The organism is Streptomyces sp. AC558_RSS880 (assembly GCF_019049255.1).
Lineage (GTDB): Bacteria > Actinomycetota > Actinomycetes > Streptomycetales > Streptomycetaceae > Streptomyces.
Window position 1 is genome coordinate 120,063 of sequence record NZ_JAGMUJ010000030.1, and the last position, 15,955, is coordinate 136,017.

Genomic DNA, 15,955 nt, shown 5'->3' on the forward strand with positions numbered 1-15,955 from the left:
CGCCGAAACTCCGATACCCGGAATACGTGCCCCCGGAACGGGATTTCCGCGTGGTCAGAGGTTGTTCCTGTGCCGTTGGCCGGCCGTTCCCGGCCTGCACCGGTGTTTCCGTACCCCTCGCTCACGTCCTGCCGCCCCTCGGTGACGATCGGTCAAGCCCGGTGCGCGCTCCGGTGGTTGCTGCCCCGCACCCTTGCGGAGGACGATCCTACGTTTCCCGCCCGGGGGTGCAGCAAGGGTCTCACGAGGACACATGCACGGGAGTGCGGTCCCAGTCCTGTGGCAGTGACGGTACCGCCCACGACGGGTCCGGGCGCCAGTTCTCCCACCCGTCCGCGAACGGCGGCCCCCAGGCCTCGATCACCTCCATCGCGGCCCGCCCGGCCGCCCGCACCCTTCCGGCCAGCGCGGAGTCCACCAGGCCGTCCCGCCGGGCCTGGTCGAACTCGTCCTCGTCGCGCCAGTGCCGGCTCCGGTCCGGGTGCACGGAGATGTCCAGGAAGTGATCCTCGGAGTCCACTCCGCCCGCCCAACGGGCCAGCGGCTCCTCCAGGTTCACGTACCAGTTCTTGAACCGCCAGCCCGGGTCCCAGAACAGCCACACCGACCAGGGCTCGCCGGGCCGGGCCAGCTTCAGCACACCGGTGCCGAACCAGCGGTCCCGCTGCACCGTGCGCGGCTTGGTGTACCGGGTGCCGAGCGGCTCCTGGTGCACGGGAGTGCCGTCGGCGAGCACCGGCTTCACGCACTCGGTGCCGGGCGCCAGCCACACCGCGAGCAGTTCCGGGCCGTCGCGCACGACCGTGACGGGGCGCGCGATGTGAATGCGCGCGCCACCGTTCTCCCGGTACCGCCACAGGATCTGTGTCCCGGGCGCCCAGAATCCCGCCGTCCCGCCCGCTTCCCCGCGCATCGTCGCTCCACCCTCCGCCATGGCCAGATAGTAGGTGCCATGCGCATACGACGCTGCGGCCCCCGTCACGGTTCACGCCCGGCGCGCGAGGCGCTACGGGCGCGTCATCCGCAGGACGTCCAGCGCCTCGTCGAGCTGCTCCACGGTGAGGTCGCCGCGTTCGACGTAACCACCTTCCAGGACCACCTGCCGGATCGTCTTCCGCTCGGCCAGGGACTTCTTGGCGACCTTGGCGGCCTCCTCGTAGCCGATGTACTTGTTGAGCGGGGTGACCACCGACGGCGAGGACTCGGCGTACTCCCGGGCCCGTTCACGGTGCGCGACGATCCCGTCGACCGTGCGGTCGGCGAGCAGCCGGGAGACGTTCGCGAGCAGCCGCACCGACTCCAGGACGTTCTTCGCGATGACCGGCAGCATCACGTTGAGTTCGAAGTTGCCGGAGGCGCCCGCGGCGGCGACGGTCGCGTCGTTGCCGGTCACCTGCGCGCACACCATGAGCACGGCCTCCGGGACGACCGGGTTGACCTTGCCGGGCATGATCGAGGAGCCGGGCTGGAGGTCGGGCAGGCTGATCTCCGCGAGGCCGGTGCGCGGCCCGGAGGACATCCACCGCAGATCGTTGGCGATCTTCGTCAGCCCGACGGCGATCGTGCGCAGCTGCCCGCTGGTCTCCACGATGCCGTCCCGGGCGCCCTGCGCCTCGAAGTGGTCGCGGGCCTCGGTCAGCGGCAGCCCGGTCGCGCGGGCGACCTCCTCGATGACGGCGGCGGAGAACCCCGGCGGGGTGTTGATGCCGGTGCCGACGGCGGTCCCGCCCAGCGGCAGCTCGGCGAGGCGCGGCAGGGAGGCGTTCAGCCGCTCGATCCCGTACCGCACCTGGGCCGCGTACCCGCCGAACTCCTGGCCCAGCGTCACCGGCGTGGCGTCCATCAGGTGGGTCCGCCCGGACTTCACCACGTCGGCGAACTCCCCGGCCTTGCGCTCCAGGGACGCGGCGAGGTGGTCGAGCGCCGGGATCAGGTCGCGGGTGACGGCGGCGGTGGCGGCGATGTGGATCGACGAGGGGAAGACGTCGTTGGACGACTGCGAGGCGTTGACGTGGTCGTTGGGGTGCACGTCCCGTCCCAGCCGCTCGGCGGCGAGCGTCGCGACGACCTCGTTGGTGTTCATGTTGGACGAGGTCCCGGACCCGGTCTGGAACACGTCCACCGGGAAGTGCTCGTCCCACCGGCCCTCGGCGACCTCGCCGGCGGCCTCCTGGATCGCTTCGGCGATGTCCTCGTCCAGCACCCCGAGCCGGGCGTTCACCCTGGCCGCGGCGCCCTTGATGTGGGCGAGGGCCTCGATGTGGGCGCGTTCCAGGCGCTGCCCGGAGACCGGGAAGTTCTCCACGGCGCGCTGGGTCTGCGCGCGCCACTTGGCGTCGGCCGGTACCTTCACCTCCCCCATGGAGTCGTGCTCGACGCGGTAGTGCCGGTCGTCGTCCGTGGTCGTCATCGTCGTACCTCCGAGGATTCACAGCAGCGGCGTCGGACGAGCCTATTCCCGGACGGCCTCCGCCCCGCCGCAGGAGACGCGCGGCGGGGCGGAGGTCCCGTGGGGGGAAGGTCCCGTGGGGGAGGTCAGCTGCTTCGGAGGGTGACGTCGTCCAGGATGAAGCTGGTCTGCAGGGAGGAGTCCTCACTGCCGGTGAACGTCAGGGTCACCGTCTGCCCGGCGTACGCCGACAGGTCGACCGACCGCTGCACGTAACCGCTGCCGGCGTCGGCGTTGGACAGCGTGGCGAGCGTGCTGCCGCCGGCCTTCACCGTGAACCGGTCGTACGGCGTCGATCCGGACTCGGCGGTGTCGATGTGCAGCCAGTAGCTCAGCGCGGCCCGGGTGCACCCGGCCGGCACGGTCACGGTCTGGCTGATCGACTCGGTGCGGGTGGATCCGTACCCCGCCAGCCAGGCGAACCGGGTGCCGGTGTGGGCGGCCTGGCCCGAGTGGGCGCCGATGCTCCCGGTGTCCCCGGTCCACGGCGAGGTGCCGCTCTCGAACCCGCCGTTGGCGACGACGCCGGCGGTGTCGCAGTCACCGCCGCCGGTGCCGGTGTCCACGGCCCGCTGCCAGAGCGTGTACGCGATGCCGTCGGACGCGCGGTCCAGGCCGGTGGTGTTGATGTTGGTGAGGGTGTCGCACGACCGGTGGTAGCAGGGGTCGTACGCGGACCCGGAGGTCCCGCCCCACTTCGCGGCCTGCGCGGAGGTCTTGCGGGCACTGGCGCCCATCGCGTAACCGGAGGTGGGGATGCCGTACTGCTCGAAGGGGTAGTCGTCGCTGCGCCCCGCGCCCTCGGTGTTCTCCTCGGGCTGGAGCCCGAGGGAGTCCCAGTACGCCTTCATCGGCGCGGCGGCCGAGGAGGTGATGTGGTTGATGAAGTAGCCGCCGTTGGTGGAGGCGATCATGTCGAAGTTGTAGTACGCCTTGATCTTCGCGCGCTCGGTGGACGGCAGTGAACGGACGTAGAAGTCGGACCCGTTGAGGCCCTGTTCCTCGTCGGTCCACCAGGCGAAGCGGACCCGGTTGCGCATGGTGGGGTTCTGCTGGGCGAGCGTCAGGGCGTTCTCGAGCAGGGCGGCGGAGCCGGAGCCGTTGTCGTTCATGCCGGGTCCGGCGGAGACGCTGTCGAGGTGGGCGCCGAACATGTACACGTTGTTCGCGTCGCCCTTGGGCCACTCGGCGATCAGGTTGGGCCCGGCCCCGCTGGTGCAGCCGGAGGTGCACGGCTGCTCGGTGACGGTGTATCCGGCGGCTTGCAGCTTGCCCTTCACATAGGCGACGGAGTCGCGGTAACCCTGGCCGGTGGACCGGCGGTTCCCGCCGTTCCGCCCGGCGATGGCGCTGAGCTCGCTCAGGTGCGTCCTCACCTTGGTCACGTCGACGTCGGGCGCGGCGAGGGTGTCCGCGGCGGGTGCGGAGTCGGCGGCCACGGCGGGGAGTGTGCCGCAGCCGAGCACGACGGCGAGCGAGACGCCCGCCACGGCGAATCTTCGTTTCACCTTGTCTCCTCCGGGAGGTGGCCGTGGGGTGGGCCACACAGGATTGACATGGCATGAGCATGTCGGAGTGGCGAGAAGACTCACAGTGATGGATGGGGCCAGTCAACGGAACGGGCGCCGAGAGGGCGAGGTTGTCCGAAAGCAGCACACGAGATCCGCTATGCGGACGCCGTCGGACAGCCCGTCCGGCGTTTGAGGACGAGGCCCGTTCAGGGCCGAAAGGGGGGTCCGGGGGCGCAGCCCCCGGGGCGGGAACGGGAAGGGGCGGCGGGGGCGAAAACAACACCCCGGCCGCCCCGCCCCGCGGAACTACGCCAGCCCGGGCCCCCGCACCGGAATCGACGTGAACGTCGGCTGCTGCGGCGAAGGATCCTGGAAGAAGTCATTCCCCTTGTCGTCGACCACGATGAACGCGGGGAAGTCCTCCACCTCGATCTTCCACACCGCCTCCATCCCGAGCTCCTCGTACTCGACGACCTCGACCTTCTTGATGCAGTCCTGCGCGAGCCGGGCCGCCGGCCCGCCGATCGACCCCAGGTAGAACCCGCCGTGCGCGTCGCACGCGTCGGTCACCTGCTTGCTCCGGTTCCCCTTCGCCAGCATCACCTTGGACCCGCCGGCCGCCTGGAACTGCTCCACGTACGAGTCCATGCGCCCGGCCGTCGTCGGCCCGAAGGACCCCGACGCGTACCCCTCCGGCGTCTTCGCGGGTCCCGCGTAGTACACCGGGTGGTCCTTCAGGTACTGCGGCATCTCCTCACCCGCGTCCAGCCGCTCCTTGATCTTGGCGTGCGCGATGTCGCGCGCCACGACCAGCGGTCCGGTAAGCGAGAGCCGGGTCTTGACCGGGTACTTGGTCAGCTCGGCGAGGATCTCGTCCATCGGCTGGTTGAGGTCGATCCTGACGACGTCGCCCTCCGGGTCGAGCTGCTCGTCCGTCGTCTCCGGAAGGAAGCGCGCCGGGTCGGTCTCCAGCTGCTCCAGGAACACGCCCTCGGCGGTGATCTTCGCGACCGCCTGGCGGTCGGCGGAGCAGGAGACGGCGATCGCGACCGGGCACGACGCCCCGTGCCGGGGCAGCCGCACCACCCGCACGTCGTGGCAGAAGTACTTGCCCCCGAACTGCGCCCCGATCCCGATCCTCTGCGTCAGCTCGAAGACCTTCTCCTCCAGCTCCTTGTCCCGGAAGCCGTGCCCGAGCGGCGACCCCTCGGAGGGGATCTCGTCCAGGTAGTGCGCGGAGGCGTACTTCGCGGTCTTCAGCGCGTACTCGGCCGACGTGCCGCCGACGACGATCGCCAGGTGGTACGGCGGACAGGCGGCCGTGCCCAGCGAACGGATCTTCTCCTCCAGGAACTTCATCATGGAGGCCTCGTTCAGGACCGCCTTGGTCTCCTGGTAGAGGAACGACTTGTTGGCCGACCCGCCGCCCTTGGCCATGAACAGGAACTTGTACGCGCCGCCGTCCGTCGCGTACAGCTCGATCTGCGCGGGGAGGTTGGAACCGGTGTTCTTCTCCTCCCACATGGTGAGCGGAGCCATCTGCGAGTAGCGCAGGTTCAGGTTCTGGTACGCGTCGTAGATGCCCCGGGACAGGGCCTCCTCGTCACGTCCCTCCGTCAGCACGTTCTGCCCGCGCTTGCCCATGACGATCGCCGTACCGGTGTCCTGGCACATCGGCAGCACGCCCGCCGCCGCGATGTTCGCGTTCTTCAGCAGGTCGAGCGCCACGAACTTGTCGTTGCCCGACGCCTCGGGGTCGTCGATGATGCGGCGCAGCTGCGCCAGGTGGGCCGGGCGCAGATAGTGCTGGATGTCGTGGACGGCCTCCTCGGCGAGCTTGCGCAGCGCCTCCGGCTCCACCTTGAGGAACGTCCGCCCGTCGGCCTCGAAGGTGGAGACACCTTCGGAGGTCACCAGCCGGTAGGGGGTGGTGTCCTCCCCCATGGGGAGCAGATCGGCGTACTCGAACTCAGGCATCTCGCCCATTCCTCACTCGACAGACGGCCGCCCGCCGACGTTGGCGGGCGCCCACCAGCGTAGGACCTGCTCCTCGTGGCGGACTTGTGAGGTTGTCCTCAGTTGTCCCCGCCGAGGGGTAGTCGCGATCTATCGCGTTTCGGTACGCTGGTGCCGTGGACCTTCAGAAGCACGCCCAGCAGCCGGACACGGCACCGCGGACGGCCGAGCTGCGCGCCTCCGACGCCGACCGGGACCGTATCGCCGACCTCCTGCGCGAGGCCCTCGCCGAGGGCCGCCTCACCGCCGACGAGCACGCGGAGCGCGTCGAGGGCGTGCTGGCCGCCAAGACGGTGGGGGAGCTGGACGTGTTCATCCAGGACCTGCCGATAGCCCACCAGCGGCGCGCGGCACACGCCTCCGTCCCCAGCCGCCCCACCGCGGGCGCGATCCCGATGGACCCCGACGACAACGTGGTCGCGGTGTTCAGCGCCGCCACCCGCAAGGGCCGCTGGCGCACCGGCCGCCGCATTCACGCGTACGCGATCTTCGGCAGCGTCGAGATCGACCTCAGCGAGGCGCTGTTCGACCACCAGCAGGTCATGATCAAGGCGTTCTCCGTGTTCGGCAGCGTCGAGGTCCGCGTCCCGGAGAACGTGTCGCTGCGCGGCATGGGCGGCGGCGTGCTCGGCGCCTTCGAGGTGGACACGCTCGACGCGACCGACGACGAGGCCCCGGTGGTCTACGTCGACGGCTGGGCGGTGCTGGGCAGCGTCGAGGCGCGGCCCAAGCGCGGCAAGCTCGTGGCGGACATCCTCGACCGGGTGCAGCGCACGGTCGACAGGAGCATGCGCAAACACCTGGGCCACTGACGTACGGATAGGAACTCAGTGCATAGGCGCGCGCACATCGGGTAAGCCTTGCTGCATCGTGTCTCGCTTGCGAAGCCGTCGTCAGGAGTAGACCGTGCTGCAACCGCCGCATTCGTCCCTGCAGATAGCCGCTGTTCCGGCCCAGCGAGCGGTAGCGCGGGACAGGGACCAGGACGCCCCCTGGCACACCGAGGCGGTGTGCCGGCGCGACGAGGCGGGGCTGTTCTTCGCACCCTCGAAGGAACCCACCGCCGCCCGGCTCTCCCGCGAGGAGGCGGCCAAGCGTGTCTGCGCCCGCTGCCCGGTGATGGTCGAGTGCCGCGAGCACGCCCTGCTCCAGCCCGAGCCCTACGGCGTCTGGGGCGGCCTCACCGCCGCCGAACGCCGCGTGGTCCTGGCCCGCCGCAGGCGCCGCGAAATGGAACTGAAGAAGACCCCCCGCCCGGGCCGCATCGCGGCGGCGGGCTGACACGAACGCGCGCAACGAGCAAGGCGCCCCCTCCGCACAGGGGGCGCCTTCTCACACCGGCCAGGGGCAGCTCACCTCAGGGGCGCGGGGCTGTGACACATGCGGCCCCGCCACGTGAGCGTGCCCGGCCGCAGCGCCCCCGCACTCACTCCCGCGCCGCAGGCCCCCGCACCGAAGTGACGTTTCACTTGGCCCGGTCGAAGTCGATCGCGCTGTAAGCCCGCAGCTTGCTGAGCCGGTGCTCGGAGTCGATCCTCCGTACCGTCCCCGACTTGGACCGCATCACGATGGAATCGGTCGTGGCCGTCTCCGACCGGTACCGCACCCCGCGCAGCAGCTCACCGTCGGTGATGCCCGTCGCCACGAAGAACACGTTGTCCCCGGTGACCAGGTCCTCCGTGGTCAGCACCCGGTCGAGATCGTGCCCCGCGTCGACCGCCCGCTGCCGCTCCTCGTCGTCCTTCGGCCACAGCTTGCCCTGGATGGTGCCGCCCAGGCACTTCACCGCGCAGGCCGAGATGATGCCCTCGGGGGTGCCGCCGACGCCGAGCAGGAGGTCGATGCCGGTGCCCTCGCGCAGCGCGAGGATGGAGCCGGCCACGTCACCGTCGGAGATCAGCTTGATGCGCGCTCCGGTCTCCCGGATCTCCTTGATGATGCCCTCGTGCCGCGGCCGGTCGAGGATCACCACGGTGACGTCCTCGGGGGTGGCCCGCTTGGCCTTGGCGACCCGGCGGATGTTCACGTTCACCGGCGCGTTGATGTCGACGAAGTCGGCGGCCTCCGGCCCGGTGACCAGCTTGTCCATGTAGAACACGGCCGACGGGTCGAACATCGAGCCGCGCTCGGCGGCCGCCAGCACCGCGATGGCGTTCGACATGCCCTTGGCGGTCAGCGTCGTGCCGTCGATCGGGTCGACGGCGATGTCGCACTCCGGGCCGGTCCCGTCGCCCACACGCTCCCCGTTGAAGAGCATCGGGGCCTCGTCCTTCTCGCCCTCGCCGATGACGACGACGCCGTTCATCGAGACGGTGGAGACGAGGGTGCGCATGGCGCGCACCGCGGCACCGTCGGCGCCGTTCTTGTCACCGCGCCCTACCCAGCGGCCCGCGGCCATCGCCGCGGCCTCGGTGACCCGTACGAGCTCCAGGGCGAGGTTGCGGTCGGGGGCCTCGGAGGGGACATCGAGCTCGGACGGCAAGTGATGGTGTTCGGTCATCGGAGCGCACCTTTCTGTACGACGACGGCCGGATGAGGGTGTGGGGCACGACTCTATCGCCAGTCCGACAAAATGAGCAGGGCCCCCCACGGATGAGCGCACCGGGCACCTGCGACGATAGGGGGCGTGGCAGGAACGAAGAGCGTGCAGAAAACGGCCCGGGACATGATCCTCTCCCTGGCCCTCATCATGCTCGTGGCGGGAGTGGTCTGGCTGTTCATCCCGCACGAGGACGGTGAACCCGACCTCAAGCGGGTCGACTACCGGGTCGACCTGCTCACGGCCCGCCGGGCCGCCTCCTACCCCGTCGCCGCGCCCGAGGGGCTGCCCGAGGCGTGGAAGCCCACCTCCGTCCGCTACCGGGGCGCCGAGTCCGAGGCCTGGCACCTCGGCTTCCGCGCCCCCGACGGGGAGTACGTGGCGGTCGAGCAGTCCACCGGCAAGCGGTCGGAGTTCATCGAGGACAGCACGCAGGGCGCCGCGAAGACGGAGGCCACGCAGCGGATCGACGGCAAGACCTGGACGCGCTACGAGGGCGACCACTACGACGCGCTGGTGCTGGAGGGCACCGAGGGCTCGACCACGGTGGTGACCGGCACGGGATCGTTCGGCCGGCTGGCGGAGATGGCCGGGGCGCTGCGCACGGAGTGAGGAAGACGCACGAGGACGCACAGGGGCGGGGCCCCGTCGGATCGGCCGATCCGACGGGGCCCCGCCCCTGTGGTCCGTGCTGGTGACGCTCAGACGGTGGTGACGACCTGCTCGTACTCCAGACGCGGGGAGCGGGGGAACCACGCGTCCGGTCCGGGGCGGCCGATGTTGACGACCATCAGCGGGGTGTGGTCGTCGTCCAGGAACTCCTTGCGGACGCCCTCGAAGTCGAGGCCGGTCATCGGGCCGGCGGCCAGGCCGGCGGCGCGCACGCCGACGATGAAGTAGGCGGCCTGGAGGGCGGCGTTCATCGCCGCGGCGCTTTCCCGCACCGGGCGCTCGCTGAAGAAGGCGTCCTTGGCCTGCGGGAAGTGCGGGAGCAGGGCGGGGAGCTCCTCGTGGAACTCGTTGTCCGCGGACAGGATGGCGACCAGCGGGGCGGCGGCGGTCTTGGCCTGGTTGCCTTCCGCCAGGTGCCGGACGAGACGCTCGCGGGCCTCGGGGGAGCGGACCAGGGTGATGCGCAGGGGGCTCTGGTTGAAGGCGGTGGGGCCGTACTTGACCAGGTCGTAGATCGCCCGCACCTGCTCGTCGGTCACCGGCTCGTCAGTGAACGTGTTGGCGGTGCGCGCCTCGCGGAACAGCAGGTCCTGGGCGGCGGGGTCAAGGGCGAGAGACATGCGTGAACCTTCTCGGGGGTACGTCGGTCCGTCTGTCCGTGCAGGGGCCACGGACCGGTTGACGGACTCGACCGTACGCCTATGAAGTTCAATGCTCAACTAAATGCGGAGCCCGGTGATTCACTTCACGTCTCAGGCCTCCCCGGCGTCCTCCGCCCCGGACTCCTCCGACCCGGCGTCCTCCTCCGCGAGCGCCGCGTCCAGCCGGGCCCGCGCCCCGTCCAGCCGGCGCCGGCACACCCTGGCCAGCTCCTCGCCCCGCTCCCAGAGCGCGAGGGACTCCTCCAGCGTCGTACCGCCCGCCTCCAGCCGTCGTACGACCTCGATCAGCTCGTCCCTCGCCTGCTCGTACCCGAGCGCCTCGGCCGTCGCCGCCGCCGTCTGCTCCGTCTTGCCGGTCATCCGTCCACCCTCTGTGTATCGACTCGAACTGTGAACTCGCCCTCGGACACCCGCGCCCGCAGGGCCTCGCCGGCCTCCACCTCGGCCGGATCCCGCACCGCGTGCCCGTCCGCCCGCTGGAGCACGGCGTACCCGCGCTTCAACGTCGCGGCGGGGGACAGGGCCACCACGCGCGCGTGCGTGTGCGTCAGCTCGGAGTCGGCCCGGTCCAGCTGGTACCGCAGCGAGCGCCGGCCCCGCTCCAGCAGCGCCGTGACCTCCTCCGCCCGCGCGTCGACCATCCGCTGCGGATCCTGGATCGAGGGCCGGGCCAGCGCATGGGCCAGCCCACGCTCCTCCCGCTCCAGCAGCGCCTGGACCGAGCGCCGCGCGCGGTCGCGCAGCATCCGTACCCGCTCGTACTCCTCACCCACGTCCGGCACCACCTTCTTGGCGGCGTCGGTCGGCGTGGAGGCGCGCAGATCGGCCACGTGGTCGAGCAGCGGGTTGTCCGGCTCGTGCCCGATCGCGGAGACGACCGGCGTACGGCACGCCGCCACCGCCCGCACCAGCTGCTCGTCGGAGAACGGCAGCAGGTCCTCCACGCTGCCGCCGCCCCGCGCCACGATGATCACGTCCACCTCGTCGACCGCGTCCAGCTCCTTCACGGCCTGGACCACCTGTGGCACCGCGTGCACCCCCTGCACGGGCACGTTGCGCACCTCGAAGCGCACGGCCGGCCACCGGTGCCGTGCGTTCTCCAGCACGTCCCGCTCGGCCGCCGAGGCGCGCCCGCACACCAGCCCGATCAGCCGCGGCAGGAACGGCAGCGGCTTCTTCCGCTCCGGCGCGAACAGGCCCTCCCGCGCGAGCGACTTCTTCAGCTGCTCAAGGCGCGCCAGCAGCTCACCCACCCCCACCGGTCTGATCTCGGCGGCCCTGAGCGACAGCTGCCCGCGCGGCGCGTACCACTCCGGCTTGCAGTGCACCACCACCCGCGCGCCCTCGCTCACCACGTCCGCGACGGCGTCGAACACCTGCCGGTAACAGGTCACGCCCACCGAGACGTCGTACGACGGGTCGCGCAGCGTCAGGAACACCACCCCGGCGCCCGGCCGCCGCGACAACTGGGTGATCTGCCCCTCGACCCACACCGCGCCGAGCCGGTCGATCCACCCCCCGATCAGCCGCGACACCTCACCGACGGGCAGCGGCGCTTCCGCAGACGTGTTGAGAGCCATGCCCGCGAGAGTAGTGCGCCCCACCGACAACGCACCGTGACCGCGCCCCCGAGCGCGGCCTTACGATGGGACGCATGACCGCTTCGCCTGGCCGCCGTGTCCTGCTCGCCGCCCCCCGTGGCTACTGCGCGGGAGTGGACCGCGCCGTGATCGCCGTCGAGAAGGCCCTCGAGCAGTACGGGGCCCCCGTCTACGTCCGGCACGAGATCGTGCACAACAAATACGTCGTGCAGACCCTGGAGAAGAAGGGCGCGATCTTCGTCGAGCGGACGGAGGAGGTCCCGCCGGGCAACATCGTCATGTTCTCCGCGCACGGTGTCGCCCCCGTCGTCCACGAGGAGGCCGCGCGCGGCCGGCTCGCCACCATCGACGCCACCTGCCCGCTGGTCACCAAGGTCCACAAGGAAGCCGTCCGCTTCGCCAACGACGACTACGACATCCTCCTGATCGGCCACGAGGGCCACGAGGAGGTCATCGGCACCTCCGGCGAGGCCCCGGACCACATCCAGCTCGTCGACGGGCCGGGCGACGTGGCGAAGGTCGAGGTCCGCGACCCCTCCAAGGTCGTCTGGCTCTCCCAGACCACGCTGAGCGTCGACGAGACCATGGAGACCGTCGACGCGCTGAAGGAGAAGTTCCCCCAGCTGATCTCCCCGCCCAGCGACGACATCTGCTACGCCACGCAGAACCGCCAGCTCGCGGTCAAGCAGATGGGCGCCGAGGCGGACCTGGTGATCGTGGTCGGCTCGCGCAACTCCTCCAACTCCAAGCGGCTGGTGGAGGTCGCCAAGCTGGCCGGCGCCCGCGCGTCGTACCTGGTGGACTTCGCCGACGAGATCGACGAGGCCTGGCTGGAGGGCGTGACCACGGTCGGCGTCACCTCGGGCGCCTCGGTGCCGGAGATCCTCGTCGAGCAGGTCCTCGAATGGCTGTCGCGGCGCGGCTTCGAGGACGTCGAGATCGTCAAGGCCGCCGAGGAGTCCATCATCTTCTCGCTGCCCAAGGAGCTCCGCCGCGACCTGCGCGAGGAGGCGGCGGCCCTGGTGGCCGAGCGTGGCGGATCCGGGGCGGATTCCGCGCGGTGACGGTGGAGCGGGTGTGACGGTCACGGAGGCCGACTGACGTGACTGTCCGTCGTACGTCGTAACGTAGGGCCATGCAGATCTTCGGTGTGGACATCGGCGGTTCCGGGATCAAGGGTGCCCCGGTGGACCTGGACAAGGGGGACCTGGCGCAGGAGCGCTGCAAGGTCCTCACCCCGCACCCGGCCACACCCGACGCGGTGGCCGACGGCGTGAAGCAGGTCGTCGACCACTTCGGCTGGACCGGACCGGTCGGGGTCACCTTCCCGGGTGTCGTCACCGGCGGCACCACGATCCGTACGGCGGCCAACGTCGACAAGAGCTGGATCGACACCGACGCGCGCGTGCTGCTCGGCGACCGGCTGGGCGGCCTGCCGGTGACGGTGGTCAACGACGCGGACGCGGCCGGCGTCGCCGAGATGCACTTCGGCGCCGGCCGTCACCACCGGGGCACGGTGATCCTGCTGACCTTCGGCACCGGCATCGGCAGCGCCCTGTTCGTGGACGGCGTCCTCGTCCCCAACAGCGAACTGGGCCATCTGGAGCTGCACGGCCACGACGCGGAGAAGCGGGCGTCCAGCAAGGCCAGGGAGGACGACGACCTGTCGTGGGAGGACTGGGCGCACCGGGTGCAGAAGTACCTGGCCCACGTGGAGATGCTGTTCTCGCCCGAGCTGTTCATCATCGGCGGCGGTGTCAGCCGCAAGTCCCACAAGTTCCTGGACCACATCCAGGGCATCAAGGCGGAGATCGTCCCGGCCCGGCTGCAGAACAACGCGGGCATCGTGGGCGCGGCGATGCGGGCGGCGACGGGCGCGTAGGGCTCACGGCCGGGCGGGGCGGTTCCGCGCGGTGCGCCGGTTGGCCGCGCGGACCCGGCGCATCCTGCGGGAGAGCACGATCAGACCCGCGACCAGCGTCCCGCCGTAGAGCCACCCGGCCTGGGTGGCGAGGCCCGTCACCATGCCCATCAGCCGGTCGAGGAGGCCGCCGTCGCCGTGGTCGGCGACCGGGGCCAGCCCCACGGCGAAGGCGATCGGCACCACGACGGGCGCGACGAGCAGGTCCCCCTCGCGCACCCACAGCGCGGTCAGCACGCACACCGGCAGGAAGAGCACGCCGTACACGGTCCCCGACGCCCCGAACAGCGCCTCGGTCAGCAGACCGAGGACGAGCATCACCAGCCCGCAGAACAGGGTCGAGCCCAGCCCGGTGAGCCGGGGGTTGGGCAGCCGCCGGGCCGCGGGCGGGGGAGCGGGCCGGCCCTCCGGCACACGGGCGGGCCGCCTGACCCCGCCCCCCGTCGCCCTCCCCGCCTGCGCGGGCAGCGGAGGCTTGACCGGTCCGGCCGGGCTGTCACGTCGCGGTCCGTACCGTCCGTACCGCGCGGGTCGCGTCCTGTGTTGCTCCACAGCACCAACGTAGGTCGTTTTATGTGCCGAACAGCCCGTCAGACACGCCGGGGATCGGAGTCCGGCCGGACGTTCGACACACCGCCGGGTCGCGGGCGGGCACGCCGTAGACTGGTGGATCGGCCCACGCAGCCCAGTCGGCCGGTCCTCGCCCCCATCCTCACGTACGGGAAGTCGCAACGTGTCGCTCACGATCGGAATCGTCGGTCTGCCGAATGTCGGCAAGTCGACCCTGTTCAACGCCCTGACCAAGAACGACGTGCTGGCGGCCAACTACCCGTTCGCCACGATCGAGCCGAACGTCGGCGTCGTCGGTGTCCCCGACCCCCGGCTGACCAGGCTGGCCGAGATCTTCGGCTCCCAGCGCGTCCTCCCGGCCACGGTCGACTTCGTCGACATCGCCGGCATCGTGCGCGGCGCGTCGGAGGGCGAGGGCCTCGGCAACAAGTTCCTCGCGAACATCCGCGAGTCCGACGCGATCTGCCAGGTCATCCGCGCCTTCAAGGACGAGAACGTCGTGCACGTCGACGGCAAGGTCTCGCCGAAGGACGACATCGAGACGATCAACACCGAGCTGATCCTCGCCGACCTCCAGACCATCGAGAAGGTCCTTCCCCGCCTCCAGAAGGAGTCGCGGATCAAGAAGGACATCGCGCCGAAGGTCAAGGCGGTCGAGGAGGCCAAGGAGATCCTGGAGAAGGGTGACACGCTCTTCTCCCAGGGCATCGTCCAGGGCACCGAGCGCGCGGAACTCCTCCACGACCTGCACCTCCTCACCACCAAGCCCTTCCTCTACGTCTTCAACGTCGACGAGGACGAGCTGACCGACGAGGACTTCAAGAACGAGCAGCGCGCCCTGGTCGCCCCCGCCGAGGCGATCTTCCTCAACGCCAAGCTGGAGGCGGACCTCGCAGAGCTGGACGAGGACGAGGCCCTCGAGCTCCTCCAGTCGGTCGGCCAGGACGAGCCCGGCCTCGCCACCCTCGCCCACGTCGGCTTCCGCACCCTCGGCCTGCAGACCTACCTCACGGCCGGCCCGAAGGAATCCCGCGCCTGGACCATCAAGAAGGGCGCCACCGCCCCCGAGGCCGCCGGTGTCATCCACACCGACTTCCAGAAGGGCTTCATCAAGGCGGAGGTCATCTCCTTCGACGACCTGGTCGAGACGGGCTCGGTCGCGGAGGCCCGCGCCAAGGGCAAGGCCCGCATGGAGGGCAAGGAGTACGTGATGCAGGACGGGGACGTGGTGGAGTTCCGCTTCAACGTGTGACCGGATGAAGTGACATCACGTCGCTCACGTGGCAAACACACAGGTCAGGAGGGGGCGGACTCGATCGAGTCCGCCCCCTTCGTCTTTACCGTGAGCCGGCTTCTCAGGGTTGGCGATGGAGCTCCAGGTTTTTTCGGCGGATGCCGGGGTTCGGCGACCTGGAGGTCCGTCGCTGCGGAGGGAGCGCCGGGCGCGGCACCACTGTGGCTTCACCAGGCGTCCCGTGAAGATTGTTCTCGTCTGTCTCAGGTCACGTTGATGCGTGCTCGGCGCGCATGTTCCTGACGTACCGGCGCAGGGCGTCGGCGCTGTGGAAGACGCGATAGTCGCTCGCTTCCATCGCTGCCTGCTCTGCGGGTGTCGTGTCGATGGCCAGGACCACAGACCCGCCCACCTCCTCTTGGAGACCATGAGGCCAGTAGGCGGTGGCGATGGCGATCGCCTCCCCCGTACTTGGATCGACCACCTCGCTGTCCAGGTCGGGCGCCGCGTGCATCGCCTGGTCGAGCCATCCCGCGAAGCCGGTGCCGAACCGGCCGCTGTCGCGACTGGCACGAGGTGCGCCTCGGGGATCGAGGTTCGGTGGGGTTGCCTGTTGCCTCTTCCGTCCTCCGGCGTTCTCCGTCCGTTCCTCGCCGCAAGCCGCTTCGGCCATGCTCGGGACAGAGTGATCGAGAACGGCAGGGTGAGACTTTGGCGACCGCACCTGGAGTGGCGGCCTCCTGTCGCCCGACGAGGTCATTCACTAACGTGCATGTTGCT

General features: G+C 70.5%; 16 protein-coding genes. 6 read left to right on the plus strand and 10 right to left on the minus strand.

The genetic code is table 11. The annotated features are described in order from the left end of the window. Window positions 1-241: 241 nt before the first annotated feature. The 4 genes from KUM38_RS12560 to KUM38_RS12575 form a co-directional block, all read right to left on the minus strand. Window positions 242-934 (minus strand): DUF402 domain-containing protein, encoded by a 693-nt coding sequence (locus KUM38_RS12560; RefSeq protein WP_254397066.1) that lies wholly within the window; start codon window positions 932-934, stop codon window positions 242-244. Between the two features lie 72 nt (window positions 935-1,006). Next, a complete protein-coding gene (locus KUM38_RS12565) occupies window positions 1,007-2,410 on the minus strand; it encodes an aspartate ammonia-lyase (protein ID WP_217129416.1) in 1,404 nt (467 codons plus the stop codon). A gap of 125 nt (window positions 2,411-2,535) precedes the next feature. Next, the gene (locus tag KUM38_RS12570) at window positions 2,536-3,957 is read right to left on the minus strand and encodes a M28 family peptidase (RefSeq protein WP_217129417.1); all 1,422 of its coding nucleotides are present in this window, start codon (window positions 3,955-3,957) and stop codon (window positions 2,536-2,538) included. A gap of 309 nt (window positions 3,958-4,266) precedes the next feature. Continuing rightward, window positions 4,267-5,946: a fumarate hydratase gene (locus KUM38_RS12575; RefSeq protein WP_302181207.1), complete on the minus strand. Its 1,680-nt coding sequence runs from the start codon at window positions 5,944-5,946 to the stop codon at window positions 4,267-4,269. Window positions 5,947-6,092: 146 nt separating this feature from the next. On the opposite strand from KUM38_RS12575, the gene KUM38_RS12580 reads away from it, so the two are divergent. Continuing rightward, window positions 6,093-6,788: a DUF1707 domain-containing protein gene (locus KUM38_RS12580; protein ID WP_217129419.1), complete on the plus strand. Its 696-nt coding sequence runs from the start codon at window positions 6,093-6,095 to the stop codon at window positions 6,786-6,788. A 94-nt stretch (window positions 6,789-6,882) separates the two neighbouring features. Then, complete coding sequence (locus KUM38_RS12585; RefSeq protein ID WP_217129420.1) at window positions 6,883-7,257, plus strand: WhiB family transcriptional regulator; 375 nt, start codon at window positions 6,883-6,885, stop codon at window positions 7,255-7,257. Window positions 7,258-7,441: 184 nt separating this feature from the next. Here the strand turns inward: KUM38_RS12585 and glpX are convergent, their stop codons facing one another. Continuing rightward, entirely contained in the window at window positions 7,442-8,476 is a 1,035-nt protein-coding gene (gene glpX, locus KUM38_RS12590) for a class II fructose-bisphosphatase (RefSeq protein WP_217129421.1), read from the minus strand. A 126-nt stretch (window positions 8,477-8,602) separates the two neighbouring features. On the opposite strand from glpX, the gene KUM38_RS12595 reads away from it, so the two are divergent. After that, the gene (locus tag KUM38_RS12595; RefSeq protein WP_217129422.1) at window positions 8,603-9,127 is read left to right on the plus strand and encodes a DUF4245 domain-containing protein; all 525 of its coding nucleotides are present in this window, start codon (window positions 8,603-8,605) and stop codon (window positions 9,125-9,127) included. Window positions 9,128-9,216: 89 nt separating this feature from the next. Here the strand turns inward: KUM38_RS12595 and KUM38_RS12600 are convergent, their stop codons facing one another. The 3 genes from KUM38_RS12600 to xseA all read right to left on the minus strand — a co-directional run bounded on the left by KUM38_RS12600 (window position 9,217) and on the right by xseA (window position 11,429). After that, window positions 9,217-9,807 carry a malonic semialdehyde reductase gene (locus KUM38_RS12600; protein ID WP_217129423.1) on the minus strand — a complete coding sequence of 197 codons (591 nt, stop codon included), beginning with the start codon at window positions 9,805-9,807 and terminating at the stop codon, window positions 9,217-9,219. A gap of 132 nt (window positions 9,808-9,939) precedes the next feature. Continuing rightward, complete coding sequence (locus KUM38_RS12605) at window positions 9,940-10,209, minus strand: exodeoxyribonuclease VII small subunit (protein WP_217129424.1); 270 nt, start codon at window positions 10,207-10,209, stop codon at window positions 9,940-9,942. Then, window positions 10,206-11,429 carry an exodeoxyribonuclease VII large subunit gene (xseA, locus tag KUM38_RS12610; RefSeq protein WP_217129425.1) on the minus strand — a complete coding sequence of 408 codons (1,224 nt, stop codon included), beginning with the start codon at window positions 11,427-11,429 and terminating at the stop codon, window positions 10,206-10,208. The genes KUM38_RS12605 and xseA overlap by 4 nt, the downstream gene beginning before the upstream one ends. Window positions 11,430-11,494: 65 nt before the next feature. Between xseA and KUM38_RS12615 the strand changes: the two genes are divergently transcribed. Further along, window positions 11,495-12,514 (plus strand): 4-hydroxy-3-methylbut-2-enyl diphosphate reductase, encoded by a 1,020-nt coding sequence (locus tag KUM38_RS12615; RefSeq protein WP_217129426.1) that lies wholly within the window; start codon window positions 11,495-11,497, stop codon window positions 12,512-12,514. Window positions 12,515-12,585: 71 nt separating this feature from the next. Further along, entirely contained in the window at window positions 12,586-13,332 is a 747-nt protein-coding gene (ppgK, locus tag KUM38_RS12620; protein WP_217129427.1) for a polyphosphate--glucose phosphotransferase, read from the plus strand. Window positions 13,333-13,335: 3 nt separating this feature from the next. On the opposite strand, the gene KUM38_RS12625 is transcribed toward ppgK, so the two are convergent. Further along, window positions 13,336-13,923: a DUF6542 domain-containing protein gene (locus tag KUM38_RS12625; RefSeq protein ID WP_217129428.1), complete on the minus strand. Its 588-nt coding sequence runs from the start codon at window positions 13,921-13,923 to the stop codon at window positions 13,336-13,338. 181 nt (window positions 13,924-14,104) lie between these two features. On the opposite strand from KUM38_RS12625, the gene ychF reads away from it, so the two are divergent. After that, entirely contained in the window at window positions 14,105-15,193 is a 1,089-nt protein-coding gene (ychF, locus tag KUM38_RS12630) for a redox-regulated ATPase YchF (protein ID WP_217129429.1), read from the plus strand. Window positions 15,194-15,443: 250 nt separating this feature from the next. On the opposite strand, the gene KUM38_RS12635 is transcribed toward ychF, so the two are convergent. Further along, complete coding sequence (locus KUM38_RS12635; protein ID WP_217129653.1) at window positions 15,444-15,848, minus strand: hypothetical protein; 405 nt, start codon at window positions 15,846-15,848, stop codon at window positions 15,444-15,446. Window positions 15,849-15,955 lie beyond the last annotated feature (107 nt).